Genomic DNA, 26,302 nt, shown 5'->3' on the forward strand with positions numbered 1-26,302 from the left:
AGAAAAAAAGGTAAACATCAAAGACATGCTGATCAAAGGGCTGAAACCCGTAAAAGAAAGAAAGCAAAATCTGGAAAGCCAAGATCCTAAAAAATTAACCCTTTTACATTCAAACTTGTCAAGGAGTAATATTGGACCCGCTAATACGTTTCAAAGATGCACATGTCAAAGGAATAATTCCTGATAAAATCTATGATCTTGTTGTAGAACGATTCCCAATTGTTGTTGCAGGAATTAATAGAATTGAAAAAGCATCTGGAATAAAATATCCTGTTGCATATGTTGAGCCTTCACTTGTATTATCCTCCCCCAATCTCAATTCTTATGAATTTGGAATACTATTTGCAAGAACTATCCCCGTAGTGTTTGACGATAAATTTCAGGTTGTAATTCAGATTTCTGCACCTCTGGTTGCTTATGGGCTTAAAGGTACCATTCATGCAATTTTAGCACATGAATTTTTACATTTTCTTGAATTAATGAGAAAAATCTCAAAGATGGAATTATTATCTGATGAAATATCTGGAAATTTATTTGAAAATGTCTATACTGATGAAACCAGATTGTTTGAACCAAGAGTTGTCTTCAAAGATCGTACTTTGCTAAACCATATCACAAAAAAATTCCCATCTGGATTTCGTGATTACAAACTTGAAGATAAAGTGATGAAATTTTGGGCTGACAAAAATCTTCCTAAATCAAATATCTCTCTGGATTCAAATAATGTGAAGTTGTCTGCTGAATCTCTTTCTAAAATACAACTTGTTCCAGAATTTGTTTCAAAAATTGAACAGCTGGAAGAAAAAAGTTCTAAAATTCGACAAAAAAGACTGTACTGAATTAAAAGTTATTTTAAACTATTTTTTTTATTGGTTGAATTCTGTTAGTCCGCACTTTCCACAAGTATGCCTGTCTTTGTGCTCTGACATGAAAACACCTTTTCCACATCTAGAACAAATTTTTTTAATTCTAGTAACTTTGTCTCCGTCTGCTTTGAAATATTTGTAAACATTTGGGCTAGAACCTTTCTTGCCTTTTTGTTCTACAGGCATTATTCAGATTTCTCCTCTGCTTTTACTTCTTCAGGTGCGGCATCCTCTGCTTTTACTTCTGCTGGTGCTTCTTCAGATGCATCCTCTGCTGGTGCTTCTGCTGCTTGAGCTTCTGCCAATTTTGTTTTTGTTTTTTCAATTCTGGAGAAAATCGTTGGATTGACATGTTTTTTAGCTAAACCTTCGTCTTCGTAAACATAGAAAGTACCTGTTACATGTGATTGACCTACATGAGTTTTGAGTCTCATTGGAATTACAACTTTGCCATCTAGCTTGAATTCTTTAGTGACCATATCTGCTGCCTCTAAACTTTTTAGTTTTCCACCTAATCCAGCAAAATTACATGTAAGCTCTCTTCTAGATAGGAATGTGTTATCTACGTCTGTGATTGTCTCGATGATGGACATGTATCAAAAATCCTTTAGATATTTCATATAAACCTTGATTGAAATTCCAGAAGAAATTTAAGAAATTCCCTATGACTCATATCGTGGAACGTTATCTTCTTCATTTCAAAAATGAGAAATATTTACCTCAAAATTGCAGAGAACTTGCTTACAAAGCTAGAGATCTTGTGTCAGATATGAAAAATGTCTCAATAAGATTGGCTAGAGTTGCTACAAAATTTATAGAATTTGATGTTGCTGCTGAGAAAGAAGATCTGGATGTGGTTGTCGGTAAACTATCTCCAATTGGGGATCTTGATAATGTAAGACATGTTTTTGAGGAGCATATTGAAAAAGAGAAAGGTATTCAGGATGGGATCTTTTTCTTTAATAATGAAAGATTCTGGGAGTGCCATGAAGCATTTGAGGGAGTTTGGAATCAATGCTATGGGAGAGAGAAGGAGCTTGTACAAGGAATTATTTTAGTCGCAGTAGCTTTTGCTCACCAACAAGAAAATGAAGAAAACATTGGCATTGGAATGTTAAGCAGAGCATTAGAAAAATTAGGTTCTTCTCCTTCAATGTATCATTCTATTGATGTTGATAGAATAAGAAAGAAATCAATTGAAATGCAGCAAGCAAAAAAATTAACTAGGTTTGAGATTTAATTAATTCAAGTGCTTTGGGAACTACCTCTGCACCTTGAAGAAGACCTATACTTCCTTTCTTTGCTTGTTCTTCAGTCATTCTAGTAGTTCCATCATTTTTAATAAAATCTGCTGAAACTAAAACTGGTACAGGATCATCACTATGACCTTTGTTGATGCATGGTGTGGAATGATCTGCAGATATTACAATTGCAACTTTACTTGAATCAATATTTTCAACAAGTGTTTTGAAAAACCTTTGATCAATTTCTTCAATATTTTTCATTTTTCCGATTGCGTCTCCGTCATGACCGAATTCATCTGGTCCTTTGAGATGAACATAAATTGAGTTTTGAGTTTCCATTGCTTTTGCTGCTACTCTAGCTTTTTCTTCATAATCAGTTAATCCTCCAGCTTCATATGCTTTCATTTTTAGAACATCTGATATTCCAAGCTCTACTGGCATATCTACAATACATGAAAACTGCATGGAATATTTTTCATTAATTGGAATAACATCTGGGTATTTGTTTCCAGCATCTCTGAGTAAAATACAACTAAGTTGTTTCTTTGATTGCTCTTTTCTTTTTTTATTAATTTGACTCTCTTTCATAATTTTGATTGATTGCTCTGAAAACTCATTAACTATATTTGCAGTAAATTTTGAACTTTCATCATCTTCTAAGGGTAAACACTTTTCAATTTTTAGAAAATCCCCTACTGCTTTTGCTACTCCCATGCCTCCAATGTTGCTATATGCAGGGTCTGTATTGGTGATTTTTGAAGAAAGTTTTTTGTTGTTTGCTCTTATTCTAACTGTAACTCTGTGACCAATTGTTGGTGCTACTACCACAGATGTATCTGGACTTGATAGTTTGATTTTCTCTTCAATCTCTTTTGCAACTCCTTCTGCATCCTCTTTTTCAATATTTCTTCCAGCCCTCCTGTCGATAATTACTTCATCATCATTTAGTGTAGAATAGTTTCCTCTTAATGCTAAATCTCCATCTTTAAAGTCGATACCAATACCTATTGCTTCAATCACTCCTCTTCCCACATATTCTGCATGATTGAATTTGTATCCTAGCATATTGAAAACAGCAATGTCTGATTCTGGAGCAATTCCTTTTCCAACCGAAATGACTTCTCCAATACATCCGTTACTTGCAATTTTATCCAAAGTTGGGGTATTTGCTGCCTCCAATGGTGTTTTACCTTGTAAATCTGGATGTGGAAGATCTCCAACTCCGTCTAATAGAACGTAAATCATATGAATATCTGAATTATCCATAATATTCTCTGTTTTAGCAACTTAGATGCTCTCCTTTAAAGCTTGCAACAAAATAAGCGATCAAAAATTTAGAATCAATTAATTTCTTAAATTTGATTTTTTAATAATTTAAAAATCCTCAAAATATGATTTTTAATTTTTATTGAAATCAATTTCAAAATGTGTTTTTAATTTACAGATATCCTCTCTTAGTAAACGTTTTAACAGACATTCTCTTTCAGTTACAATTATGGGGGATATGCGCAAAGATTATGTTTCTGAGCGTTTTATGATTGTAACAAAAAAAGAAGATAAAATTATTGATCCAAAAAAATCCCCATTTGCTCCTGGAAATGAATCTATGACAAATCCTTCTGTACTATCACTTGTAGCAAAAGACGGAATGCTACAACGTCTTCAAGATAATGAGGATGAATATGTTGAGGGTTGGGCAATTAGAGTATTTGAAAGTAAAAACCCTATTGTTTCAATTGATACTGAAAACTCTTACAGTGATAGGCCGTTTTATAGTGAACCTGCATATGGATATCATTACATTGTTGTTGCATCCCCAAAAGAAAAAGACACATTTGCAACAATTGATCCTGAACAGTGGTCAAATGTTCTAGTTGTTGTTCAAGATAGATTACGATGGCTATATACTCAAAAAGGTGTTACATATGTTTCAATTTTTGGTGATCATGGTGATTTAGCAGGAAGTACTAACCCTCATCCTCACCTAAACCTTCTTACATTTTCCACCATTCCACCAGTAATTGAGAGTGAAGCTGAGGCATCCCATAAAATTCTAAATGAAAAAGGAGTATGTCCAATGTGTCAGACCGTAAATGAAGAAATTGGTGGTCCAAGACAAGTTCTTCAAACTGAAGGCTTTATCGCATTTTGTCCTTGGTCTCCTTCTTATCCCTATGAATTTTGGATTTCTCCAAAAAAACACACTACTAGCTTTTCGAAAATTACTCAAAAAGAAATTAATGATTTATCTTTAATTTTGAGAGCGACTTTGGGCGGTCTAGCAAAAACTGTCAAAAATGTATCGTATAATCTCGTTTTCCATTTGTCCCCTGAAAAGAAAAACAGCCGACAAATTCATTGGCACATTGAAGTTTATCCTATAACAAAATCCTGGTCTGGTTTAGAACGTGGCTATGGTATTTTCTTAAATGATGTTTCTCCAGAACAAGCTGCTGAAAAACTTGGAGCATCTTGTAGGAAAGAATTAGCCAACTTGGTTGGTATTGTTTGATTTTTTGAATGGTTTATTTATCAACTAAATAGTGTTAGACTATGTTTAAAATTAAAATGCGAGTTGAAAATTGGCTTGCATTAACCAGTCTTGTTTTTTTTGTACTGTTTGTTGGTCAAATAATTTCTCTGGAATACTTACTGATTGATGATCAACATCCTGATCTTTTTACTCAGAACTTTATTGATTCTAAACTGTTCATGTTTTATTCAATCGGTGCTGGTCCTGCTGGAATTTTAGCTGCTGTTCCTTTTATAATGACAAAAACTTATGGTTCCAAACCCACTGGCATGATCATTGTTGCAGGCGGTGCAATTTTGTTGGTAGGGATGTTGGCCTCTTATTTCATATTGGATTCAATAAATGATGATTATGTTACTGATTATCTTCAGTTAACTCCTATATTGTTTATTATTCTCTCCATCCCTGCAATTGTTGTTGGTGCTTATTTGATGAAAGAAAAAAAGAAACGTCCAAAGAAAGAATTCTTCTAAATATTATCTAGTCTTAATTCATTTGCAACTTTCTTGAAACCAAGTTTTTCATAAAATGGTTTTACATCATCATTACAGTCTAGGATTGTCTTGTAACAGCCTCGTTTTTTCGAAATTTCAATAAGATATTTCATTATCTTCTCTCCTATTTTTTGACCCTGATGTTCTTTGCTAACTACTACATCTTCAATATGCCCAACCAAACCTCCATCATGAATGAATTTTTGCTCTATTAGCAGAGTTATTGAACCTACAATCTTTCCATCTATTTCTGCAACTGCTATGATGTGATCAGGATTGGAATTTATTTTTTCAAAAATACCATCAGCTTTTGATTTTTCAATATTACTTGCAAGTTTTAATGAATCCAATGAATTTAAAAATCCATTCCAGAGGTCTTCTTTTCTTAATTCTCTGATGATTGGTTCACTCATTTTTAATTTCAGATCTTACCTAATTTTTGGATGTATTCTTGATATGCTTTTTTGTAGGATGCCTTATTCCCAATATCTGTAAATCCATTCTTTGTAAGAAAACTACTGACTAGTTTTTTCCTACTCATGGCTTTTTTAATAACATCGTCCATTCCGAAAGGTTTGTTTTTTGGAATGTATTTTAAAATTTCAGGTTCCATAACATAGCATCCCATGTTTACATTTGCTTTTATCTCTGGTTTTTCATTCCAACTTGATACCCTTCCATTCTTTAATGTCTCGATTACCCCATATGGCAAATTAGTTTTGTACTCATTTAGACTCATGGTAACAAATGCCTTCTTTTGATTGTGCTGTTTTATCATATTTCTCAGACTAAAATTAAAAATTGAATCTCCGTATATGCAAACAAAAGTATCATCGATGAATTCCTCAGCAGTTTTTAGCTGTCCTGCAGTTGCAAGCGGTTTATCTGAAACTGCATACTCTATATTCACTCCCAATCTTTTTCCATCTTCAAAATAATCTTCAATTGTTTTTCTTAGATAACTAACACACAGTACAATTGATTTCACTCCGTTTTTTCTTGTCCATTCAATTAGATGCTCTAAAATTGGTTTCTCCCCCAGTGGCAACATAGGTTTTGGAAGAAATGTGGTGTATGGCTGTAGCCTTGTGCCTAAACCTCCGGCAAGAATTACTGCTTTCACAAACTCCATTTGAGAATTGAGTATTTATGTTCAAGGATGAGTTTTAACCAGACTCAAATAATCTTTGTAATTTTTTTTAAAATCATATCTGGTGTTTCACCAAATACTATGATCATTGGCTCTTTCCCGAAATCTCCTTTGTGATAAATTACATCTGGTACTCTTGTTGTATTTTTGACAGCTTGTTTAATTCCCCACTCAATTGTAGACCCTTTAATCTTCACATTTTTTGGCTCTTCTCTTCTATCATAACTTGAAACTATTAGTTCTGATTTTTTAATTTTTGAAATTGTACTATCTTGATATTTTATGTTTATTGCAGAACAGATCTTTGGATATTTTTTATTCATTATTAGTAATGCAGTTGCAACATGCTTTGATCCTCCATAGGATAACTCCCCTGCCACTGTAGCTGAATTTCCTGATTTTACTATTCTTCCAGAAATTCCTAGGATATCTTTTATTGATTTTGGTTTTTGCTTGGAGTATACATAATTTATTTGACATTCAGGAATACTTTTGTAAATATTTTTGATTTGAATAAATTTCTCTATGGCTTTTGATAAATCCCTATGAATGGGATCTTGAATTTCAGTGATTGCTATGCCTCCACCTACTTTTCTTGCATTTTTAATTGAGTTCTGAGTAAATTGTTGGGCAAATCTTAATGATTCTTCTATTTTTTTATTTTTTGCTAGAGCAAAAATTATGGCCGCTGAATAATTACAACCACTACCATGATTAATTTTATTAATTTTCTCCCCTGAAATGTAATATTCTTTATTTTTTTCCAAAACAAAATCTAATATTTTTTTATCACTTGTATGTACTCCAGTAATGACAACATTTTTGGCTCCCATTTTTTGAATTTTTTTTGCAACCTTTGGAATTAATTTTTTTGAAGTTATTTTGATCTTTGATAATATTTCTGCCTCATACTTGTTTGGAGTGATTACTGTAGCAAGGGGAATGATGTATTTTTGAAAATCTGAAATTGCTGATTTCTCTATTAGCATTCCACCCGTAGTTGATTTAATTACTGGATCAACAACAATTGGAATTTTCAATTTTCTTAATTTGTTATGTAGACTTTTAATAATCTGGGAACTATACACCATCCCAATTTTTATCCCATCAATTTTAAAATCTGCTATTATAGATTCAATTTGATCCTTTAGAATTTTTTGTGATACTGGTTCTGTAGTGCCAAAATTTGATGTATTTTGACTTGTGATGGCAGTAATCACTGTAAGCCCATGAACATTAAATGCTGAAAAAGTTTTGACATCACTTTGAATTCCTGCACCTGATGAGGGGTCAGAACCGCCAATTGAAAGTAAATTCATGCTTTTCTATTTTTTTTAGCACTAATTTGCTTTTACTTTGCATTTTTGAAAATTCTTCTCTTTTTGATATTGATTTTATACTTGAATAACTTTCTACACACTAATGACTAAAATTCCAATTGTCGATGACACACCAAAAGAGTTACGATGTACAACGTGTTTACTTCCAATGCAATACCAAACAAAAAAAGATAGAAAATTCCTTTGGCAGTGTTTTAAATGTGGTAAGCAGTTACTTGTGTCTACAAATAATGAAGACGTTGAAGAAAGTTGGAGTCCTCCACGATGACAGGTGTCTCTGAGATTGAATCCATAAAATCTGAAAATCAAAAACTAAGAAAATATATCTCTCTGATATCTGCTGAAATTGAATTATCTCAAAGGATAAAAGAGATAAAAGAAAATTTTACAAACTCTGATGATTCTGAACACATTATCACACCTATAATGGATAGAATTTTTAGAATAAAATCTGAAAAACTTACACTACAAAAAGAATTGAATATAGACTAATTTGAAAATTATGATGAAGATTGGGTTACACAATCAAAAGAACAAAAATCATCTTTTAAACTATAAAATTCCCTTCCACAATGCCTGCATTCTTTGATTGCTCTCATACCAATCTAATACGACATAATTGCATTTAAGATCGATCTATTTTCTTAATATAGTGTCAAACAATTCTGATGCGATCAGATTTTTTTTAATTTTTCAATACTGTTTAAATCAGGCAACAACATAGATTGTGTTATGGCAACACAGATGACTTCTGCTAGACGGGGTGTCGCAACCGATGAAATGAAACAAGTTGCAAAAGATGAAGATGTATCATTAGAATGGCTTATCCCAAAAATTGCTCGTGGCTCGATAATAATACCAAGTAACAATGTACGACCACAAAAAATTCACAATGTGGGAATAGGCAAGGGTCTTAAAACTAAAGTAAATGTAAACATTGGAACCTCCACTCTAAATGTCAACCTAGATGAAGAAATTGAAAAAGCAAAAGTTGCAGTAAAATATCATGCTGACACCATGATGGATCTTAGTGATGGTGGTGATGTTAAAATGATACGACAAACACTAATGGATTCTGCACCCATTACTTTTGGAACAGTTCCAATTTATGAGGCTTATAATTATGGTGTCGAAGTTCACAAAAACCCTTTGAATTTAACAGAAGACGATTACCTAAATGCATTTGAGAATAATGCAAAAGATGGAGTTGATTACACTACAATTCATTGTGGAATTACAAAAGATATTGCAAAAAGAATTCTCAAGGTTCAGAGATATGGTGGTGTTGTAAGTAAGGGTGGCACAATTACCGCTGCATGGATGTTAAAACATGATAAAGAAAATCCCTATTTGACTCACTATGATTATTTGATTGAGATTGCAAAAAAATATGATGTAACATTTAGCCTCGGTGATGCCCTTAGGCCAGGCTCAATCTTGGATTCTCATGATGAATTACAAGTTCAAGAGATGATCAATATCTCTCAATTAACTAAACGTGCCCATGAACAAGACATACAAGTTATGGTGGAAGGCCCTGGTCACGTTCCATTAAATGAGGTTGCAGCTAATGTACGATTGGCAAAATCCCTAATCGGTGATGTGCCATATTATGTTCTTGGTCCCTTAGTAACTGATATTGCATCTGGTCATGATCATATTGCAAGTGCTATAGGAGCTGCAGTTTCAGCAAGCGAAGGAGTGGATCTTTTATGTTATCTTACTCCTTCTGAACATTTGGCATTACCAAATGCTGATGAGGTAAAAGCAGGATTGATTGCATACAGAATTGCAGCTCATGCAGGTGATCTTGTGAAAATTCGTGACAAAGTTATCAAATGGGATATGGAAATGACTGAAGCAAGACGTACTTTGGACTGGGAAAAACAACTTGCGTTATCAATAGATCCAGAGGAAGCAGCTAAAATTCACAGTAGAACAGGACAACATCCTGGAAATAATGTTCCTTGTACTATGTGTGGTGGTGCTTGTGTTTACATGATGTTGCCACAACAAAAAAAATACGAAAAAGAAAACGATAACTTACAACAAATTGAATAATACTTTTTGAAGACTAGGGACTGTTTCATACTTTTCTAATTCTTCTATGTTTATCCATTCATACTGAGAATTTTCCCAGTTTAGTTTGACTGTTGGATTTTCTGCCTCAAACAAAAATGGGTATATCTCCCATTCATGATTTTCATATTGCGGGGAATGAACTTTCATTCCCTCTGCTGATTTTACAAGTTTTATTTTATCTTCTGCAATTCCAACTTCTTCAAAAATTTCTATCTTTGCTCTTTTTAATGGCTCTTCATTATTTTCTATGATTCCACTAACTCCTGCCCAGAGCCCTTTCATTGATTTTACTTTATCACTTCTTTTTAAAAGCAATAATTTGTCATTATTTCTAATAAACGACGTGACAATTTTTGTTGAACGCATGCCTGCTATTTTTCAACTGCTTTTACCATTTTTGTCATTCTTTTGTATGATTCAGCAACATCAGTGTGCTTGGCTAGTCTCTCTTGACATTCTTTGATGTATGTGATTACCTCTTCAGTCTTTGACTCTTGTACTGCAGTAAGTAACCTGCCAATGTCCTTCCAAAGCTCTTCTGCAACTCTTCTGATTTCTGGATTAGCAATAATTGTTTCAATCAATTCTGGGGATTCTGTCATGATACTTTCTGCTAGTGTTTTTTGAACTCTAAATGTGGTGCCAGACATTTTTTCTGTGAGATTCATTTTTTCATCTTTTGAAATAATGTTTGCAAAAACTAAGTTCATCAAATGGGTTAGTCCTAAAATAACTGCAATTTTTTTATCATGTTCTGCAGCATCAATTGTTACAAAGTTTGCACCTTCAAATAGTGTTTTTGTAACTGTAAGTTCTTTTTTAGCATCTTTAATTGGGACTGAAATTATGTTTTGACCTTTGATAGTTTTTGTTCCAGGACCAAACATTGGATGAATGCATATTGGATTAATTTTATCTGGCATTTTTGATAATGATGAAACTACTTTGGATTTTTCAGATGATATTTCTATGAGATAGGTTCCCCTCTTCATCTCTTTTGCTATTAGTCTAATAATTTCTGGTGTTCTTCTTGTTGGTGTGCATAATACTACATAATCTGCCTTTAGAATTGAACCTACTAGAGAATCTGATGAAATAATATTTTTCCCTGCAATTTTATTTTCTGAATCATATCCTGTTACTTCAAAACCTCTCTCTGCAAAATATTTGGCAAACCATTGCCCCATTTGACCTCCAGCACCGACTACTGTAATCTTCTTCATTTCTCTTCACTCATGATGTTACTCAGTATATTCATTCCCTCAATTAGTGTTTTCTCGTCTTGACATGCAGAAATTCTGATGAAATTCTTGTAATTACCAAATCCTTCACCTGGTGCTATGGCAAGTCCTTTGTCAAGACTAGAATTGGCAAATTGAATACCATCAAATCCGTTCTGATTAATTCTGGCAAAAATGTACATTGCACCATCTGGAACTACAAAATCTAGTCCCATCTTAGATGCTTTTTCAGTCAACATATCTAGTCTATTTTGAACCGTATTAGTATTGTTGGATGTGTCTGCTTCTAGGGCTTTCATGGCAATGTATTGGATGGGTTCAGAGACATTTGTCAGGCATAATGCCTCTAATTTTGCCATTTTTTCAATAATTTCAGTATCTGCGATGGCATACCCAATTCTAAATCCTGTCATGGCATGAGATTTTGAAAATGACTGAGTAACAATGCTTTTCTTATAATTATATGATAGAATGCTTTTCCAGCTAGATTTTGCATATTGGGAATAGATTTCATCACTAAGTACATACAAATCATTTTGTTTGGCCACTTCTACAATCGCATCTTGAAGTTTTTCAGAAAGTATTTTGCCTGTTGGATTATTTGGATAATTTAACACGATCATCTTTGTGTTTGAATTTATTGTATCTTTGATCTGCTCTAATGATGGCTCCCATTTTTGCTCTAGAGTAGTACTGATGGTTCTTACTTTTATTCCCGCATTAAGTGCACAATCTTTGTAAGCTGGCCATGCAGGTTCTATTACTATCATTTCATCACCAGGATTAAGAAGTGTAGAAATTGCAGCAAATATTGAAAATCTGGCACCTGGACTAACTATGATGTTGTCCTCAGTTACATCTGCACTGAATTTATTAGAAGCATATTTTGCAAGTGCTTCTCTGAAAACTGGCATTCCTCTTGCTTGACCATATTTTAAAAATCCTTTGTCAAAAACATCTTCTAATGCTTTTTTAACAATTGATGGTGGCAAAAAATCTGGCTCTCCTACTTCCATGTGGATAATTTTTTTACCTTGTTGCTCCATTGACTTTGCTTTTAAAAATATTGAAAGATGTGTTTGTTTATTGATTGATTGCACCTTTATTGATTCATTTAACAGGAAATTGAAAAATTTTGTTGCAATTGATTCGTCTAGTCCAATTTCATCACATAATGAAATTACTTTTCTGCGTAAATTATCTTCTCTGACTTCATCTGTAACACCTTTTCCAATATTTTTTTTCACTTCGCCGATTTCTTTTGCAATATCTGTTCTGGTTTTCAATAACCTAATCATTTCAAGTGTAACTTCATCCATCCTATTTCGAAGATCATTGATATCTGACATTTTCTTACAAAACAGGCTTGATTTCCCCTGCAAGAAGTGCATGATCTGCTATGGTCAATGCAACTAGTGAATCCACTACTGGTGGGGCTCGTGGAACTACGCATGGATCGTGTCTTCCTTTTACTTGCAGAATGCCTTCTTTTTTCGTCTTGATATCAACAGTACTTTGTTTTTGTGCAATTGATGAAGCTGGCTTGAATGCTATTCTCATAGTTATTGGCATCCCATTTGAGATTCCGCCAAGAATTCCTCCAGAGTTGTTTGTCTTTGTAACTATCTTTCCTCTCTTCATTGTATACAAGTCATTATTTTCAGAGCCGTGCATCTCTGAACCTCTAAACCCTGAACCAAATTCAATTCCTTTTACTGATGGGATTGAAAAAATCGCTTTACTCAAATCTGATTCTAATGAACTAAAGATTGGTTCGCCCAATCCTACTGGAACATTTGTGGTAACTGATTCAATAATCCCACCAAGAGAATCTCCTTTTTTACGTGCATTTAGGATACTTTCTCTCATAATTTTTGCAGTTTTATTTTCTGGACATCTTACTTCATTTTTATAAATTGACGATATCATTTTTTCATTGAAATCTTTATCCATCTTAATTTTTCCAATTTGTGATGTAAATGAATTAGTTTCAATTCCTAGTGTAACTTTAAGTAATTTTCTTGCAATTGCTCCGCCCATAACATGTGTAGCAGTAAGTCTTCCAGAGAATCTGCCTCCTCCTCTATGATCATTAAAATGATTATATTTTACCATGGCAGGATAATCTGAATGTCCAGGTCTTAGTTTTGTCTTTAAATTTTCATAATCTTTTGATTTTTGATCACTATTCCAAATTAACATGGTAATTGGAGCTCCAGTTGTAAATCCTCTAAAAACCCCTGAAACAATTTCTACAACATCCCCTTCCTTTCTTTGTGTTGATATGATGTTTTGACCGGGCTTTCTCAGGTCTAACATCTTCTGAATCTCTTTTTTATCTATTTCTAGACCTGCAGGGCAACCATCTAACACTGCACCTATAGCTTTTCCATGGCTTTCACCAAAACTTGTTAAAATTAGACGCTGACCGATTGAACTTCCCGACAATAATCTACTAAAGTTAAATGATGCTTATAACGGTAATCCAAAACAAATTACTGATTTTAGGTAGGAAGTCAGGCATGAAAAATCATATTTTTAAGATGTCCTCTCATTTGTCTTTGTTAAAATTATGCTTGAAAGTATGTGATTGAATTTTACATTTTAAAAAATAGAGTCATTATGTTCATGAATTGATGCAATTTGATTTTTTTAATTTATTGAAAAATGTTTAACAATGACAGTTAATCCATTCCAAATAACTGTAAATTGAAGATTCGTACAAAATTAGCTCTTGGACTAGTAATAATAATTGGAATTTTTGTTACAGGTGAGTCATACAGTTCTTACTTGTCTTTTGAGATCAATTCTGTTGCTGAATATCACAATTCCATGAGCATTCCTGCATTAACAATGCTGGGAGACATTGAAACTTCATTTAACAACATGAATAATTATTTGCTTTATTACACTATTTTTCCAAACGATGCCACAAAGGATGCTTATTTTGAAGAACAAACTATCTTTCTGAATCACGTTAGTGATTATGAGACTTTAGCAAATGCAAAAAATTCGTTGGGTAATGATTTAGCTGATGATAACATGAAAAACATGATGAATAATTATGTCGACCACTATGAAAAAATCTTTGATGATTTTATCTTAACGTCAAATGCAATAATTGGTGTTGTTGACTCTGAAAACAAAGAAGAATCTGTAACGTTAATTCAAGATTTAAGATTGATAAATGAAGATTTTCAAAATATATTGGATAAAAATTATGCCGTGGAAAATACTGGAAAAGAACTGGAACAAAATTCTATCCGTGATATCTCTGGCAAAATAACAACTTCAACTTTAATCATCAATATCCTTTTAGGATTAGCATCTATCTCTATTGTCATAATTGTTTCATATGATATATCAAAACAAGTAGGATCATTGAAACAATTAACTACACAAATTTCTAAAAGACAATACGATATTATCTCTACTCATTCAAAAAATGAGTTTGACAGCCTTAGAAATGACATTATCGAAATGGGCAATACCGTTAAATCATCTGTACAAGAACTTGAAAATTTTAGAAGGGCATTGGATAATTCTGCAAGTGTCACCATTACTAATCCTGACGGTGTAATTACTTTTGTCAATGAACAATATTGTAAAATCTCAAAATTCTCTAGAGATGAATTGATTGGTAAAACTCACAAAATTGTGAACTCTGGATACCATCCTCCTTCATTTTTTAAAAGTATGTGGAACACTCTCAAATCTGGTGATACCTGGAGCGGTGAAATCAAAAACAGATCAAAAGATGGCTCTTTTCATTGGGGTAAAACCGTGATTACTCCTGTCATTTATGATGGAAATACCATTCATCATTTTATTGAAATTCGAACAGACATCACACCACGAATTAAACTCCAACAGAAATTGTTAAAACAAGAAAAACTTGTCACTATTGGTGAGCTATCTGCAAGATTGGCCCATGATATTCGAAACCCTCTTTCCATTATTCAAGTATCTCTTGAAAATCTAAAATTAATGTCCAAAGATACAAAGATTGATCAAAAACATTTTGATAGAGTTGAACGTGCAATAAATAGAATATCTCATCAAATTGAAGATGTTTTAGGATACATAAGAAACGAACCTATGCAAATTGAAAAAACAAACATGTCTGAAATAATTGCTGATGCATTAGATTCAATTAATCTTCCAAATTCAATTTATTTTGATATTTCAAAAAATGATTTTGAATTTTATTGTGATAAAAAACGACTAGCAGTAGCTCTTACGAATCTAATTATTAATGGAATTCAGGCCATTGATGGAAAAGGTGAAATAAAAATAAACTGTGAAGACACTGTAAATGAGGTTGTAATTTCAGTTCAAGATTCGGGAAAAGGAATTCCTACTGATCTAAAAGAAAATATTTTTGAACCTCTTTTTACTACAAAACAACAAGGAACTGGACTTGGCTTGGCAAGTGTAGCTTCTATTGTCCAAGGTCATCATGGCACTATTTCTGTAACTTCTCCGCCAACAACATTTACCATAATTCTTCCTAAAAATCCCTGATCAAAAGATTCACTCTAATTTTGCAAAATTGATTTTCCTTACTGGGGTTTCTTCATAATTTTCTATGTTTTTTGCTCAAAGTGAGTGTGAATAAAAATTACATAATTATCATATATTTATTGAAATAATTATAATATATTCTTAAATATAATAATTACATACACATAATATGGAAAAACGTGTAAATTATAAACCATAATTTGCGCGGCCCTGCGAAAAAGACATGTTATCTTCGCAAAAGCGTTGCGGGTGAGGAGAATGCTTTTCACCCTATACAGGGTCGCGCCTTTTATTCATTTTACTTGATTTTTTGAAATTACTTTTAATTTACTTGAATTTTTCCACCAAGGCGATTCATTTCTTCTATGAAATTTGGAAATGATACATCTACTGACTCTGGATCTGATATTGTGCAATTACCTATATACATTCCAGCAATACAAAAAGACATGAATAATCTATGATCATTTTCGGAATTTAGTACTGCTCCTTTCAAATTTTCTGACGACTCTAAGATCAATCCATCGTCTTTTTCTTGAATTTTAATTCCTAGTTTGACAAGTTCTCTTGCTATTATTGCAATCCTATCTGTCTCTTTTAGTCTTGCATGCTTTACATTAACTATTTCAATTGGTGCTGATGATTTTAGTGCTAAGATTGCAAGTGGTGGTAGAAGATCTGGAGAATTACTCAAATCAAATTTTCCTCCAGTTAATTTTTCAGGTGATTTGATTTTGATTTCTTCTTCATTAATCATAACAGAAACTCCCAATTGTTCTAGAATGTCTATGAACACCTCGTCACCCTGTGGCAAATTTCCTATATTTCCTTTAATTGTTATCTCATCTCCATTTAGAACAGTTGATGAAAGAAGTAGTGCAAGACTTGAAAAATCAATTGGGACAGTAAATGTTGTCTCTTTGTATTTTTGTGGTGTAATGTTATATCTTTTGTATGGAATTAATGTTTGAACAACTACCCCAAACTTTCTCATTGTAGCTATTGTTGCATCAAGATATGGTTTTGATACTAGATTCCCTTCAATTGTAAGATTAATCCCTTTTTCTGTTAGTGGTGCACTGATTAATAATGCTGAAATAAATTGACTAGAAAAATTCCCTGGAATCTTTACATCTCCTCCCGAAATCTTTCCTTTGATTTTGATTGGTGGTTTTCCATCAGTTGAACTACATTGTGCACCAATACTTGATAATGCATCAAGTAATGGCTGCATCGGTCTTTTTTGCAAACTAGAATCTCCTGTTAATGTTATCTCTTCTGTAAATAGACTGGCAATCCCCGATGCAATTCGAATAGTTGTTCCTGAATTTTCGGTATTGATTTCAGGCACAATTTTATCAAATTTTATGGGATTTTTTACCATTATTGATGAATTCCCAATTTCCATTTCTGCCCCAAATTTCTTACATGCTTCTATGGTTGCAGCAGTATCTGCTGAACGTAAAATATTCTCCACTTTACTATTATTTCCAGCAAGTGATGCAAGAAAGATAGCTCTATGGGTATAACTCTTGTTTGCAGGACAAATTATTTGCCCCGAAATTTTTGACTTTTCAACCTTACACTTCATGAACTTCAGCCTTTTTGTTATTCACTTTAGAAACAATCACTCTTCCTTCCAGAGCAGAGAATATTTTTTTAATATTTGATTCATTTTCCTTTTTTACAACAGCTGCAATTGCAGGACCATTTCCTGAAACTGAAGCTGCAATTGCCCCTTTTTCAATCAAACTTGTAATGATTTTAGGATCAGAATTAAGAATTGAAGCTGTTGCTAAACCGTTGATTATCATTGCTTCCCAATAATTTGATTTTCTTGCCAATTCCCAAGCATTTTCAAAAACTGTTGATAGCACTTTGAGATTTTTCAAATTACCTCGTTTTCTATTTTTTGGAATAAATATCACTGCAATCAAATTTGTAGGCCCTTTTTCAAAATGTATTCTTTTTTTCTTTGCATTATCCGTGACATTAAATCCTCCATAGTAGCATGAGCAAGCATCATCATATGCTCCAGTAATGCTGACTTTGGATTCAATTGATGCATCAACTCCTGCAAGCAAAATCTGTTGATCCGTAAATTTACGTTTGAATAACTTTGCACATGCAAGTGCAACTGCAGATGAAATTGCACTTGAACTCTTTAGTCCATATCCTGTTGGGATTTCTGAATCTAGTCTAACTGAAATTTTATTTTGCTCTAAATCCTTCTTTGAGACTATCTTCTCAATTGTTTTGTTGATTAATCTGGAACTGAGAGTTTTATTATCTGATTCTATGATAATTCCTTTACCTGGACTTGTCTCAATTGTTGCCTCTACTGTTAACTCTATTCCTAAAGTTGCACCTTTTTGATTTGCAATCGCGTTGACTAGTGATATTGCTCCATGGACTGTAGCCTTTGCTTTTGCCATCAAAATCCTCCTAACAATGCTTTTTTCATGGCATTATAAGGTGCTTCCATCTCATTCCATATCTCAAAGGCTCTAACGGCTTGACCTAGTAACATTTCATAACCAAAAATTATTACTGCATTTTTTGCCTTTGCTTTTTTTATAAAATCTGTATTCATTGGCATGTATACGATATCATAAACTATTGTTTTATCGCTGATGCCCTCTAGAGAAATTGGACTCTGCTCATTTTTTAGTCCCACTGAAGTTGCATTTACTATGATGTCGTAATCTTTTGCGGATTCCTTGACATCTTGAATCTTTATTGCATTTGCATCAAGCCCTATCTTCTTTGCAAATTCTGATAGATTGATTGCGTTTTGTAAAGTTCTGTTTGCAATTGTAATGGATTTGGCTTTTTCTTTTGCAAATCCTGCAACTATTGCTCTTGCTGCACCTCCTGCACCCAGAAGAAGAACTTTTTTGTTTTCTATGATTAACTTTTTTTTCTTAAATGGCTCTAGAAAACCATCCATGTCTGTATTGTAACCTTTTAGAACTCCGTCTTTGTTTGTAACAGTATTTACTGCTCCAATCAAACTACAAGATTCATCCATTTTATCGAGATACTTCATCATCTCTACTTTGTGGGGAATGGTGACATTGAATCCATCAATCTTTATTTTTTTGAGCCCCTCAATGCCTACTTCTAATTCATCAGTTGGAATTCTATATGCAATGTATGATGAATCTAAATTTAATTCTCTAAATGCGGCGCTATGGATATTTGGAGATAATGAATGATCAATTGGATCTCCTATTACTGCAAATGATTTTCCCATCTTATTTTTCTCACTTGTATGATTGATTTAAACTCTCAATTGATAATTATTTTAGATTCGTAATTTTTTTTACCTCATCTACACTAAATTGACCTGGTGCTACTGCTTTTCCTAAAGAGACGTACGTGTATGGGCTGCCCAAATATAGGCACAAAATCCTTGAAATTCTTCCCATGTCTCCCATTGCAAATGATATCAAATTATTTTTCCCTTTTTTACTATACAACTCTAGCATTCTAGTTGCATCATCTGTTGAATTTGCTGTACTTACAATTTTGACATGCTTTGAAAACTTGTACATTTGATCAATTCTCTTTTTTAACTCTGAAGATTTTGGAGTTTTTTTAAAGTCATGCCATGAAACAAGTAGTTTTGTTTTTGTTGATTTGAGATATTTTGCCAACCCTGAATTTTTTCTTAATGTATTATACTCCACATCTAACAAAAATGGATTATATTCTGCAATAAGTTTGAGAATTGCAATTCTTTCTTTTTCATTTCCAGAAAATTTTCCTCCTTCTGTTTTTGGTCTAAGTGTACATACAATTCTACTCAAGTCTTTTTTGATTAATTCTAATGATTCTGGTATTTGCTCAATTTTTAAAAAATCTAATCTCACTTCAACAAAATCTGACTTTTTTAGTGCAATTTTTAATGTCTGTTTAATTTTATTTGGTGTTTTTTCTGCAATTGACACACAAGTTTTGTATTTCATTTTTCTAGAATATATTCATCGGATACTTCCATTCCAAAGTGTCTGCCAGTTGCAGGCTTTGAATGCACCATAACGGTATCTCCTTTTTTAAGATGTGTTACTGAGACTAGTTGCCCGTTTGGTTTTACAAATCTAATTGTTTCAGCATCTTGAGCTATTATTCCTCCTATTTCTCCCCCTGCAGAAGCTTTGATCATCAACATTGGTCTTCTTTCTATTTTGGATCTTCCTACAGTTGCTCTTCTTGCTTTTCCTTTTGAATTTAGAATTAAAACTTCAGAACCTGTCTCGACTTCTGAAAGATAGTTTGTTGTTCCATCAGGTGATAATGTGTAACAGTGAACTGCACCTGCGTTTACTCTAAATGGTCTGGGGGATGTAAATGATGATCCTACTGATTCATTATGGACAAGAAACAAAAAGTTTGATCTGCTTCCGATTAACATGCCTTCCCCTTTGTGAAGCATTGATGCAGTATCTACACAAACTCGTTCACCATCTCCTACCTCTTTGATCTCAATAATTTTTGCAGGCTCCATATCAAAACTTCTTGTTCCTAGGTATAGCATTGCTTCTCTTACTTCATTAATTGAATCTGTATTGAAAATTACTCCGTCTACACCAACTTCTAAAATTGAGAACATTTTTCTTACTTCCTCAGGAGTTTTTGCAATTGCAAAAATTTGTGTGTGAATTTTGTGGAGTTTTGCTATGATGTTTTCTAAAGGAATTATTTTCCAATCTTTTACCTCTACAATGACAAAGTCCAACCCCTTCTTTGCAACAGTTAGAATATGTTCAATGTCTGAATTTGATAATACTTGAAACTTCATTCCCACTTTCTTGCCTTTTGGTTTTACTGCCCCTTCTTTTTCAAGAACTACAAAGTTTGATGAGCTAGATGGATAAACTGTTTTAATTTTTGTTTTTTTCTTTCCTAATTTCTTTGGGTCAATATACAACATTTTGATTCCTTCAGATTCTAACTGTGGGAGGAACTTAGCTAACTGTGTTTGTGAGACTTTGGGTGAAATAATTAATTCTCTATTTTTACTCAATTTTCTTCATTGCTTCCTTTGCAGTTACTTTTCTAAAAATTATGTCAGCTAATGCTTCTACTATTTTTTCAGGTGCTTTATGTGCAAAGATGTTTCTGCCATATGTGACTCCTTTAGCTCCTGCAGTCATGGCATCTTCAGTCATTTGAAGAATATCTAAATCTGTTTTTGCTTTTGGCCCACCTGCAATTACAATTGGTACTGGAGTACTTTTTACAATTTTTGCAAATGAGTCAATATCGCCAGTGTATAGTGTCTTTACGATGTCTGCACCACATTCTGCTCCAATTCTTGCAACATGTCCTACAATTTCAGGATCATGTGGGTCTTTGATATTTTCTCCTCTTGGATACATCATTGCTAAAAGTGGCATTCCCCATTTATGACATTGATCTGCAGTCATTCCTAACTGTTCTAACATCTCTGGCTCTTCTTTACCTCCAATGTTGATATGTAGTGAAACTCCATCAGCCCCCATTGCAACTGCCTCCTTTACAGTTCCAGTAAGCATTTTTCGGTTTGGTGATAATGACAATGATGTGCTGCTAGAAAAATGAACTAAAACTCCAACTTTGGTTGGTTTTGGTAATGCTTTGAGAATTCCTTTGTTAATAATTACACTAGTAAGTCCATGCCCCTCACATTTGTAAATTGTAGATACTGGATCTTCAAGACCCTCAATTGGTCCATTTGAAATTCCATGATCCATTGGAATACATAACATTCTTCCTTTTCGAAGAATTCTGTTTAATCTGATTTGATTGCCTGATACCATGCGTTGATCTGCTTTTTGTGCCCTACTTAAAAATAACGTGACTCATAAATCTGGTATTTTTTTTGAATTGAGCACAAATCCCTCATTAGGTGTATTCATTATTTCTATCAAGGATTAAATAGAAAATGGAAAGGATACACAACAATTGAGTCAGACTACTGAACAAATTCAAAAAAGTGATATTAAAGATATTTTAGAAAATTCTCTAAACGGTCAACGCCCTGGACCTGAGGACTGTTTGAGACTCTTAGAGTCTGATGATGTTCATTTGATGGGTCTTACTGCTGGCCACCTCACAAGAAAACAATTTGGCAAAAAGGCCTCTTTTGTAAATAATATAATTTTGAATTACACTAATGTCTGTATTACTGATTGTAAATTTTGTGCATTTTATAGATCACCGGGGGCTGAAGATTCGTACACTCTAACACTTGACGAAATTGAAACCAGAGTCAAAACTTCTTTTGATATGTTTAAGATCCGCCAAGTTTTGATTCAGGGTGGCCATAATCCGAATTTGAAGATTGAATATTATGAAGATGCATTTCGAATGATTAGAGAGAAATTCCCAACAGTTGGCGTTCATGGATTATCTACATCTGAAATTGACATGATTGCAAGAGTTGAAAAATCCTCTACTAAAGAAATCTTGTCTAGACTAAAAGATGCGGGATTACAATCAATCCCAGGAGCTGGTGCTGAAATCTTAACTGATTCAGTTAAAGAAATCATCAGTCCAAAGAAAATTTCCAGTGATGATTGGATTAGAATCATGGATGAGGCACACTCACTTGGAATTCCAGCTTCAGCTACAATGATGTATGGACATGTAGAAAACAAAAGCGACATTGTTGAGCACTTTTACAAAATTGTAAAACTACAAGAAAAAACTAATGGCTTTATGGCATTTATTCCATGGAATTTTGAGCCAAATAATACTTTGATGCACGAAGAAGGTCTTGTAGAATATGGTACTGGTGGAATTCAACTCTTGAAAATGATTGCAATCTCAAGACTCGTGCTTGATGGATTAATTCCCCACATTCAATCTTCATGGCTAACAAATGGAGTTGGTATGGCACAACTTGCATTGCAATATGGTGCTGATGACTTTGGTGGTACACTAATTGGAGAAGAAGTAGTTTCATGCACTGGTGCACGCTCAACTGAGCTTACTGATAAAATAATCATGGATGCAATACATCAAATTGGTTACGAAGTTGAAGAGCGAGATAATTTCTACAATCCTGTGACACTATAGCCCGTAATCAGACCATTTGGAATCTACTAGATCTTTTGTCTTTTCATCAACTTTAACTGGTTGTTGAATCTCTCTTTCATACCCTTCTTCTTTGGTTTTCTGTGTTGCATCAATCCCCATCTTTGATCCTAGATTGACAAGAGGTGATGCTGGATCTAGAGTATCAGTTGGTGTGTTGTTGATAATTGTTGTATCTCTTGCAGCATCTGCTCTTGTAGTAATTGCCCAAATCACATCATTGATATCATGAACGTTAATGTCCTCATCTACTACAACGAACATCTTTGTTAGTGACAACTGCCCCATTCCCCATAATCCCATCATCACTTTCTTTGCTTGGCCTGGGTATCTCTTTTTGATTGAAATAATTGCAAATCCTTGGAACCAGCCAGCTGCAGGCATGCTAAAGTCTACAACTTCTGGATGGAACATTTGTATCAAAGGTAAAAATGATCTTTCGATTACTTTGCCAATATATGCATCCTCTAGAATTGGTTTGCCCACCACTGTTGTAACATAAATTGGATTTTTTCTTCTCATAATTCCAGTTAGTGTAAATGTTGGATATGGTTCAACTGGTGTGTAGTATCCTGTATGATCACCAAATGGTCCTTCATCTCTAATGTCTGCAGGATCAACGTATCCTTCTAAAACAATCTCTGCATTTGCTGGAACATCTAGATCAATTGTTTTACATTTTACAGTTTTGATACCTTCCTTTCTTGTAATTCCTGCAAACAGATACTTGTCAAGTCCTTCTGGAACTGGTGCAATGGATGAAAATATTGTTGCAGGATCTCCTCCAAAAATAATTGCCACTGGAATTTTTTCTCCTTTTTCTTTTGAAATTTCTCCGTGATTAGCTCCTCGTTTATGTTTCTGCCAGTGCATTGATGCATGAGTTTTATCAATAACTTGCATTCTGTAAACACCCAAATTTCTTACACCTGTTTCTGGATGCTTTGTTGCAACTAATCCCAAAGTGATGAATCTTCCTGCATCATTTGGCCATGATTTTAAAATTGGTAAATCATCAAAAGATGCATCACTTGATGTTATCTCTGTTACTGGACCGCTAGATTCTGTTTTGGGAAATGATGATGTCATCTTTGATAGTTCTGGAAGTTTTTTTATTTTGTTTAGTAATCCTGATGGAATATCCATCTTTGTCATGTCTGCAATTCTTTTACCAATTTCAGTAAAGTCTGTCATCTCTAGTCCAATCTCCAATCTTTTCATTGAACCAAACGCATTACCCAATACTGGCATCTCAAAACCCTTTACATTTTCAAAAAGAACTGCAGGACCATTGGCATACATTTCCCTTCTTAGAATTTCTGCAATCTCTAAATCTGCATCAACTTGAGTTTTTATTCTCTTTAATTCTCCATTCTTTTCTAGTTCTGATATGAACTCATGAATGTCCTCTATTGCCACAATTACTTTGATCCTAGTTCAAGTATAAGCTTAACTGGATTCATCTTATTTTTCTTAAAGTCATCATGCGAATTCTAATTCATTCTGCAAATCTTCATAATGGTTTTTGAGAAAAACACTATGGTGCGTTTTGATAATTTCAAGTTCAAAAATTCTATGTAATTTTTAATGATTACATTGGTGGAAGTTCATTCTTTTTGTCATGACCGCCAGAACCGAATTTACAGTAAAAGCATAATTCTGATTCCATGTACTTTAGTTGCTCAACTTGAATTGCTCCAAGTTTTAGAGCAATCTTTGTTAGAATTTTGTACTTTAGTGGCATTGCAGGAATTACCTCTTCCATGTAGACTTTGTAATGATCGGGGCAAAACTTGAGTGTGACTTTTGATGGCTCTTTACCTTTCTCGTTTACTTGTTTTGTAAAGTTAATCTGCTCTCGAATGTATTCGTGCTTTGGGCATGGACAATCTTTGCCTCCAGGATGTTTGTATGCTGGAATATTCTTCCAATCAAACTCAGGAAATTCTTTCTCAAAATCGTCCATTAGATCAACTATGCTTTCAGTGCATATAAAACTTGATCAAAATTGGTTGAGGTAATCAACCCAAATGTACATAAACCCCAGTTAGTTCATCAAAATTATGGCAGCTGCTAAAAAGCAAACAAAGCAAGATCTTGAAAAAAAGATTGCCGAATTAGAAGCAAAACTAACTAAATTATCGACGCAACTTGAAGCAAAACCTGCTCCAAAACCAGCTGAGACAAAGCCAGCAGAAGTAAAACCTGCTGAAGTTAAGCCAGCTGAGACAAAACCAGCTCCAGCAAAACCAGCTGAAAGACCTGCTGCAACAAGCACAAACACAAGCACCTCCACCAGAAGCACCAAAACCAGCTAAAGGAACACTTCCAAAAGGTTTCTAATTCAATTACATCCTTTATTTTCTATTTTTAATAGTAATATTCTTCTTTGATCATTTTCTATATTGTACATGCCTCCAAAAATTGTCTGTCCTAACTGCCAACAAAATGAATGGCTTGAAAATGAAGAATTGAATTATTTGCCAAGAGTTACCAAGATGGAAGATGGAAAATATGTCGCCGATACCGAAAATGGGATTCATGTTAAACTATGGAGATGCAATAACTGCATGTATGTCATGCATTTTTGGGAGCCTGATTGATACTCGTAACGATCTTCAGAACTTTCTACCTCAAAACCATTGAAATTTTTACAAATTATTCTATGTTTTTCCTAATTTCTTTTATGAAAAATAAGTCCGTGATCAAAATGTAAATAAACAATGCACTATTTACTGAAAGGAATGGCAGCGAAACGTAAGGCAAATACAAAAAAAGATCTAGAAGAGAAAATCGCAGAACTTGAAGCAAAACTAACTAAATTATCGACGCAACTTGAAGCAAAACCTGCTCCAAAACCAGCTGAGACAAAGCCAGCTCCAGCAAAACCTGCTGAAGTTAAGCCAGCTGAGACAAAACCATCTCCAGCAAAACCAGCTGAAAGACCTGCTGCAACAACCAAACCTAAAGGTGTTCTACCAAAGGGCATGGAAGCAAAACCAGCAGAATCTCCTAAACCACAGGATGCACCAAAACCAGCTGAAACAACATCACAACCTCCAGCAACAGTACAAGAGGCTTTAGAGAATGCATACTATACTGCTCCAATGACATCATTTCATGATTACAGAGCAAAAGTAACAGGCTATTCTCCAGCACCTAACAGATACTTTGTTAGACTACATGCTCCTGTTGGAACAGTTCCGACAAGAAACTGGAATGATCAAAAAGCAACAGTTACTGGTTATACAGCACCATCAAACCAATACTTTGCAACAAGACAAAGAATGGCATTCCATCCAGCTGACAAAAGATTTGGATCATTTAGTGGCGTTAATTTGAGTGTTGAAGGCGTTGAGGCAAAAGCACAAACACAAGCACCTCCACCAGAAGCACCAAAACCAGCTAAAGGAACACTTCCAAAAGGAATGGGGCAAACACAACAAACACCTCCACCACAACAAACCAGCTCTGGTGGAAATGACAGCAAATCACGACAAGAACAACTCGAAGAATATGAACAAGATTACTTGAAAAGAATGGAACAAGAAAGAATTGATCAAGAGAAAGCTTATCAAGAATCACTTGCAGCTGAAGCAAGAGCCGCAGCTGAGGCAAGATCTGCATCTAGTAAAAAAGGAGGTGCATTACCAAAAGGGTTTGAAGCAAAACCAGAACCTGAAGCACCAAAATCATCTAGAGGCACACTTCCAAAAGGTTTCTGATCTTTCTACAACTTTTTCTT

At 33.9% G+C, this 26,302-nt stretch carries 30 protein-coding genes; 12 read left to right on the forward strand and 18 right to left on the reverse strand.

The window, feature by feature from the left end; all coding sequences use genetic code 11:
• The first annotated feature begins 131 nt into the window (after positions 1–131).
• On the forward strand, positions 132–839 hold the full coding sequence (locus tag C6990_RS08920) for a hypothetical protein (protein WP_182130472.1): 708 nt from the start codon (positions 132–134) through the stop codon (positions 837–839).
• A gap of 27 nt (positions 840–866) precedes the next feature.
• Here C6990_RS08920 and C6990_RS08925 read toward each other — a convergent pair whose 3' ends face one another.
• Both C6990_RS08925 and C6990_RS08930 read right to left on the reverse strand, forming a co-directional pair.
• Entirely contained in the window at positions 867–1,052 is a 186-nt protein-coding gene (locus C6990_RS08925) for a 30S ribosomal protein S27ae (RefSeq protein WP_182130474.1), read from the reverse strand.
• Positions 1,052–1,459 carry an eS24 family ribosomal protein gene (locus C6990_RS08930; RefSeq protein WP_182130476.1) on the reverse strand — a complete coding sequence of 136 codons (408 nt, stop codon included), beginning with the start codon at positions 1,457–1,459 and terminating at the stop codon, positions 1,052–1,054. Before C6990_RS08930 ends, C6990_RS08925 begins: the two co-directional genes overlap by 1 nt.
• 83 nt (positions 1,460–1,542) lie before the next feature.
• On the opposite strand from C6990_RS08930, the gene C6990_RS08935 reads away from it, so the two are divergent.
• Positions 1,543–2,106, forward strand: coding sequence for a DUF309 domain-containing protein (locus tag C6990_RS08935; protein WP_182130478.1), 564 nt, complete (start codon positions 1,543–1,545; stop codon positions 2,104–2,106).
• Here C6990_RS08935 and C6990_RS08940 read toward each other — a convergent pair.
• Positions 2,090–3,376, reverse strand: a complete 1,287-nt coding sequence (locus C6990_RS08940) for a BPG-independent phosphoglycerate mutase family protein (RefSeq protein ID WP_182130480.1) — start codon at positions 3,374–3,376, stop codon at positions 2,090–2,092. The two genes, C6990_RS08935 and C6990_RS08940, sit on opposite strands and share 17 nt — an antisense overlap.
• 229 nt (positions 3,377–3,605) lie before the next feature.
• Here C6990_RS08940 and C6990_RS08945 point away from each other — a divergent pair, with 229 nt between their 5' ends.
• Both C6990_RS08945 and C6990_RS08950 read left to right on the forward strand, forming a co-directional pair.
• Positions 3,606–4,622: a galactose-1-phosphate uridylyltransferase gene (locus tag C6990_RS08945; RefSeq protein WP_182130697.1), complete on the forward strand. Its 1,017-nt coding sequence runs from the start codon at positions 3,606–3,608 to the stop codon at positions 4,620–4,622.
• Between the two features lie 41 nt (positions 4,623–4,663).
• Positions 4,664–5,116, forward strand: a complete 453-nt coding sequence (locus tag C6990_RS08950) for a hypothetical protein (RefSeq protein WP_255465367.1) — start codon at positions 4,664–4,666, stop codon at positions 5,114–5,116.
• On the opposite strand, the gene C6990_RS08955 is transcribed toward C6990_RS08950, so the two are convergent.
• From C6990_RS08955 to thiD, 3 genes are read right to left on the reverse strand one after another with little or no spacing between them, the layout of a single operon-like run.
• Positions 5,113–5,550, reverse strand: a complete 438-nt coding sequence (locus C6990_RS08955) for a GNAT family N-acetyltransferase (RefSeq protein WP_182130483.1) — start codon at positions 5,548–5,550, stop codon at positions 5,113–5,115. The genes C6990_RS08950 and C6990_RS08955 overlap by 4 nt on opposite strands.
• A gap of 8 nt (positions 5,551–5,558) precedes the next feature.
• The gene (locus tag C6990_RS08960; RefSeq protein ID WP_182130485.1) at positions 5,559–6,260 is read right to left on the reverse strand and encodes a nucleotidyltransferase family protein; all 702 of its coding nucleotides are present in this window, start codon (positions 6,258–6,260) and stop codon (positions 5,559–5,561) included.
• 53 nt (positions 6,261–6,313) lie between these two features.
• Positions 6,314–7,606, reverse strand: a complete 1,293-nt coding sequence (thiD, locus tag C6990_RS08965) for a bifunctional hydroxymethylpyrimidine kinase/phosphomethylpyrimidine kinase (RefSeq protein ID WP_182130487.1) — start codon at positions 7,604–7,606, stop codon at positions 6,314–6,316.
• 103 nt (positions 7,607–7,709) lie between these two features.
• On the opposite strand from thiD, the gene C6990_RS08970 reads away from it, so the two are divergent.
• The 3 genes from C6990_RS08970 (at position 7,710) to thiC (ending at position 9,688) form a co-directional block, all read left to right on the forward strand.
• On the forward strand, positions 7,710–7,895 hold the full coding sequence (locus C6990_RS08970) for a hypothetical protein (protein WP_182130489.1): 186 nt from the start codon (positions 7,710–7,712) through the stop codon (positions 7,893–7,895).
• The gene (locus C6990_RS08975) at positions 7,892–8,119 is read left to right on the forward strand and encodes a hypothetical protein (protein WP_182130491.1); all 228 of its coding nucleotides are present in this window, start codon (positions 7,892–7,894) and stop codon (positions 8,117–8,119) included. The genes C6990_RS08970 and C6990_RS08975 overlap by 4 nt, the downstream gene beginning before the upstream one ends.
• A 240-nt stretch (positions 8,120–8,359) precedes the next feature.
• On the forward strand, positions 8,360–9,688 hold the full coding sequence (gene thiC, locus C6990_RS08980) for a phosphomethylpyrimidine synthase ThiC (RefSeq protein ID WP_182130493.1): 1,329 nt from the start codon (positions 8,360–8,362) through the stop codon (positions 9,686–9,688).
• Here the strand turns inward: thiC and C6990_RS08985 are convergent.
• Genes C6990_RS08985 through aroC form a run of 4 tightly spaced genes read right to left on the reverse strand, consistent with a single transcriptional unit; the run spans position 9,671 to position 13,398 of the window.
• Positions 9,671–10,075 (reverse strand): NUDIX domain-containing protein, encoded by a 405-nt coding sequence (locus C6990_RS08985; protein ID WP_182130495.1) that lies wholly within the window; start codon positions 10,073–10,075, stop codon positions 9,671–9,673. The genes thiC and C6990_RS08985 overlap by 18 nt on opposite strands.
• 5 nt (positions 10,076–10,080) lie before the next feature.
• Positions 10,081–10,932, reverse strand: a complete 852-nt coding sequence (locus C6990_RS08990; protein WP_182130497.1) for a prephenate dehydrogenase/arogenate dehydrogenase family protein — start codon at positions 10,930–10,932, stop codon at positions 10,081–10,083.
• Positions 10,929–12,299, reverse strand: coding sequence for an aminotransferase class I/II-fold pyridoxal phosphate-dependent enzyme (locus C6990_RS08995; protein WP_182130499.1), 1,371 nt, complete (start codon positions 12,297–12,299; stop codon positions 10,929–10,931). Before C6990_RS08995 ends, C6990_RS08990 begins: the two co-directional genes overlap by 4 nt.
• A gap of 4 nt (positions 12,300–12,303) precedes the next feature.
• On the reverse strand, positions 12,304–13,398 hold the full coding sequence (gene aroC / locus C6990_RS09000; protein WP_182130501.1) for a chorismate synthase: 1,095 nt from the start codon (positions 13,396–13,398) through the stop codon (positions 12,304–12,306).
• A gap of 261 nt (positions 13,399–13,659) precedes the next feature.
• On the opposite strand from aroC, the gene C6990_RS09005 reads away from it, so the two are divergent.
• Positions 13,660–15,474, forward strand: coding sequence for an ATP-binding protein (locus tag C6990_RS09005; protein ID WP_182130503.1), 1,815 nt, complete (start codon positions 13,660–13,662; stop codon positions 15,472–15,474).
• A 322-nt stretch (positions 15,475–15,796) separates the two neighbouring features.
• Here the strand turns inward: C6990_RS09005 and aroA are convergent, their stop codons facing one another.
• The 6 genes from aroA to C6990_RS09035 are packed head-to-tail and all read right to left on the reverse strand — an operon-like array spanning position 15,797 to position 21,278.
• A complete protein-coding gene (gene aroA / locus C6990_RS09010) occupies positions 15,797–17,065 on the reverse strand; it encodes a 3-phosphoshikimate 1-carboxyvinyltransferase (protein ID WP_182130505.1) in 1,269 nt (422 codons plus the stop codon).
• The gene (locus tag C6990_RS09015) at positions 17,055–17,909 is read right to left on the reverse strand and encodes a shikimate kinase (RefSeq protein ID WP_182130507.1); all 855 of its coding nucleotides are present in this window, start codon (positions 17,907–17,909) and stop codon (positions 17,055–17,057) included. Before C6990_RS09015 ends, aroA begins: the two co-directional genes overlap by 11 nt.
• Entirely contained in the window at positions 17,909–18,730 is an 822-nt protein-coding gene (gene aroE / locus C6990_RS09020) for a shikimate dehydrogenase (RefSeq protein WP_182130509.1), read from the reverse strand. Before aroE ends, C6990_RS09015 begins: the two co-directional genes overlap by 1 nt.
• A gap of 46 nt (positions 18,731–18,776) precedes the next feature.
• Complete coding sequence (gene aroD, locus C6990_RS09025) at positions 18,777–19,445, reverse strand: type I 3-dehydroquinate dehydratase (protein ID WP_182130511.1); 669 nt, start codon at positions 19,443–19,445, stop codon at positions 18,777–18,779.
• Complete coding sequence (locus C6990_RS09030; protein WP_182130513.1) at positions 19,442–20,503, reverse strand: 3-dehydroquinate synthase II domain-containing protein; 1,062 nt, start codon at positions 20,501–20,503, stop codon at positions 19,442–19,444. Before C6990_RS09030 ends, aroD begins: the two co-directional genes overlap by 4 nt.
• Entirely contained in the window at positions 20,496–21,278 is a 783-nt protein-coding gene (locus C6990_RS09035; RefSeq protein WP_182130515.1) for a 2-amino-3,7-dideoxy-D-threo-hept-6-ulosonate synthase, read from the reverse strand. Before C6990_RS09035 ends, C6990_RS09030 begins: the two co-directional genes overlap by 8 nt.
• A gap of 145 nt (positions 21,279–21,423) precedes the next feature.
• Here C6990_RS09035 and mqnC point away from each other — a divergent pair, with 145 nt between their 5' ends.
• Positions 21,424–22,539: a cyclic dehypoxanthinyl futalosine synthase gene (mqnC, locus tag C6990_RS09040; RefSeq protein WP_182130517.1), complete on the forward strand. Its 1,116-nt coding sequence runs from the start codon at positions 21,424–21,426 to the stop codon at positions 22,537–22,539.
• Here the strand turns inward: mqnC and C6990_RS09045 are convergent.
• Positions 22,534–23,976 (reverse strand): menaquinone biosynthesis decarboxylase, encoded by a 1,443-nt coding sequence (locus tag C6990_RS09045; RefSeq protein ID WP_182130519.1) that lies wholly within the window; start codon positions 23,974–23,976, stop codon positions 22,534–22,536. The two genes, mqnC and C6990_RS09045, sit on opposite strands and share 6 nt — an antisense overlap.
• 172 nt (positions 23,977–24,148) lie before the next feature.
• Positions 24,149–24,523 carry a hypothetical protein gene (locus C6990_RS09050; RefSeq protein ID WP_182130521.1) on the reverse strand — a complete coding sequence of 125 codons (375 nt, stop codon included), beginning with the start codon at positions 24,521–24,523 and terminating at the stop codon, positions 24,149–24,151.
• A gap of 97 nt (positions 24,524–24,620) precedes the next feature.
• Between C6990_RS09050 and C6990_RS11135 the strand changes: the two genes are divergently transcribed.
• From C6990_RS11135 to C6990_RS11140, 3 genes are all read left to right on the forward strand, one after another.
• Complete coding sequence (locus tag C6990_RS11135) at positions 24,621–24,875, forward strand: hypothetical protein (RefSeq protein ID WP_263858015.1); 255 nt, start codon at positions 24,621–24,623, stop codon at positions 24,873–24,875.
• A gap of 93 nt (positions 24,876–24,968) precedes the next feature.
• Positions 24,969–25,160 (forward strand): hypothetical protein, encoded by a 192-nt coding sequence (locus C6990_RS09060; RefSeq protein ID WP_182130523.1) that lies wholly within the window; start codon positions 24,969–24,971, stop codon positions 25,158–25,160.
• 141 nt (positions 25,161–25,301) lie between these two features.
• Positions 25,302–26,282: a trans-sialidase gene (locus C6990_RS11140; RefSeq protein ID WP_182130525.1), complete on the forward strand. Its 981-nt coding sequence runs from the start codon at positions 25,302–25,304 to the stop codon at positions 26,280–26,282.
• Positions 26,283–26,302 lie beyond the last annotated feature (20 nt).

It is taken from the genome of Nitrosopumilus sp. b3, from assembly GCF_014078525.1.
In the GTDB taxonomy this organism is placed as follows: domain Archaea; phylum Thermoproteota; class Nitrososphaeria; order Nitrososphaerales; family Nitrosopumilaceae; genus Nitrosopumilus.

What these genes read in the sequence shown, in the direction of transcription:
- C6990_RS08925 (WP_182130474.1), bottom strand. Translation starts at nt 1,052, where the DNA reads ATGCCTGTAGAACAAAAAGGCAAGAAAGGTTCTAGCCCAAATGTTTAC.
- C6990_RS08930 (WP_182130476.1), bottom strand. Translation starts at nt 1,459, where the DNA reads ATGTCCATCATCGAGACAATCACAGACGTAGATAACACATTCCTATCT.
- C6990_RS08940 (WP_182130480.1), bottom strand. Translation starts at nt 3,376, where the DNA reads ATGGATAATTCAGATATTCATATGATTTACGTTCTATTAGACGGAGTT.
- C6990_RS08945 (WP_182130697.1), top strand. Translation starts at nt 3,606, where the DNA reads ATGGGGGATATGCGCAAAGATTATGTTTCTGAGCGTTTTATGATTGTA.
- C6990_RS08950 (WP_255465367.1), top strand. Translation starts at nt 4,664, where the DNA reads ATGTTTAAAATTAAAATGCGAGTTGAAAATTGGCTTGCATTAACCAGT.
- C6990_RS08955 (WP_182130483.1), bottom strand. Translation starts at nt 5,550, where the DNA reads ATGAGTGAACCAATCATCAGAGAATTAAGAAAAGAAGACCTCTGGAAT.
- thiD (WP_182130487.1), bottom strand. Translation starts at nt 7,606, where the DNA reads ATGAATTTACTTTCAATTGGCGGTTCTGACCCCTCATCAGGTGCAGGA.
- C6990_RS08970 (WP_182130489.1), top strand. Translation starts at nt 7,710, where the DNA reads ATGACTAAAATTCCAATTGTCGATGACACACCAAAAGAGTTACGATGT.
- C6990_RS08975 (WP_182130491.1), top strand. Translation starts at nt 7,892, where the DNA reads ATGACAGGTGTCTCTGAGATTGAATCCATAAAATCTGAAAATCAAAAA.
- thiC (WP_182130493.1), top strand. Translation starts at nt 8,360, where the DNA reads ATGGCAACACAGATGACTTCTGCTAGACGGGGTGTCGCAACCGATGAA.
- C6990_RS08985 (WP_182130495.1), bottom strand. Translation starts at nt 10,075, where the DNA reads ATGCGTTCAACAAAAATTGTCACGTCGTTTATTAGAAATAATGACAAA.
- C6990_RS08990 (WP_182130497.1), bottom strand. Translation starts at nt 10,932, where the DNA reads ATGAAGAAGATTACAGTAGTCGGTGCTGGAGGTCAAATGGGGCAATGG.
- C6990_RS08995 (WP_182130499.1), bottom strand. Translation starts at nt 12,299, where the DNA reads ATGTCAGATATCAATGATCTTCGAAATAGGATGGATGAAGTTACACTT.
- aroA (WP_182130505.1), bottom strand. Translation starts at nt 17,065, where the DNA reads ATGAAGTGTAAGGTTGAAAAGTCAAAAATTTCGGGGCAAATAATTTGT.
- C6990_RS09015 (WP_182130507.1), bottom strand. Translation starts at nt 17,909, where the DNA reads ATGGCAAAAGCAAAGGCTACAGTCCATGGAGCAATATCACTAGTCAAC.
- aroE (WP_182130509.1), bottom strand. Translation starts at nt 18,730, where the DNA reads ATGGGAAAATCATTTGCAGTAATAGGAGATCCAATTGATCATTCATTA.
- aroD (WP_182130511.1), bottom strand. Translation starts at nt 19,445, where the DNA reads ATGAAATACAAAACTTGTGTGTCAATTGCAGAAAAAACACCAAATAAA.
- C6990_RS09035 (WP_182130515.1), bottom strand. Translation starts at nt 21,278, where the DNA reads ATGGTATCAGGCAATCAAATCAGATTAAACAGAATTCTTCGAAAAGGA.
- C6990_RS09050 (WP_182130521.1), bottom strand. Translation starts at nt 24,523, where the DNA reads ATGGACGATTTTGAGAAAGAATTTCCTGAGTTTGATTGGAAGAATATT.
- C6990_RS11135 (WP_263858015.1), top strand. Translation starts at nt 24,621, where the DNA reads ATGGCAGCTGCTAAAAAGCAAACAAAGCAAGATCTTGAAAAAAAGATT.
- C6990_RS09060 (WP_182130523.1), top strand. Translation starts at nt 24,969, where the DNA reads ATGCCTCCAAAAATTGTCTGTCCTAACTGCCAACAAAATGAATGGCTT.
- C6990_RS11140 (WP_182130525.1), top strand. Translation starts at nt 25,302, where the DNA reads ATGGCAGCGAAACGTAAGGCAAATACAAAAAAAGATCTAGAAGAGAAA.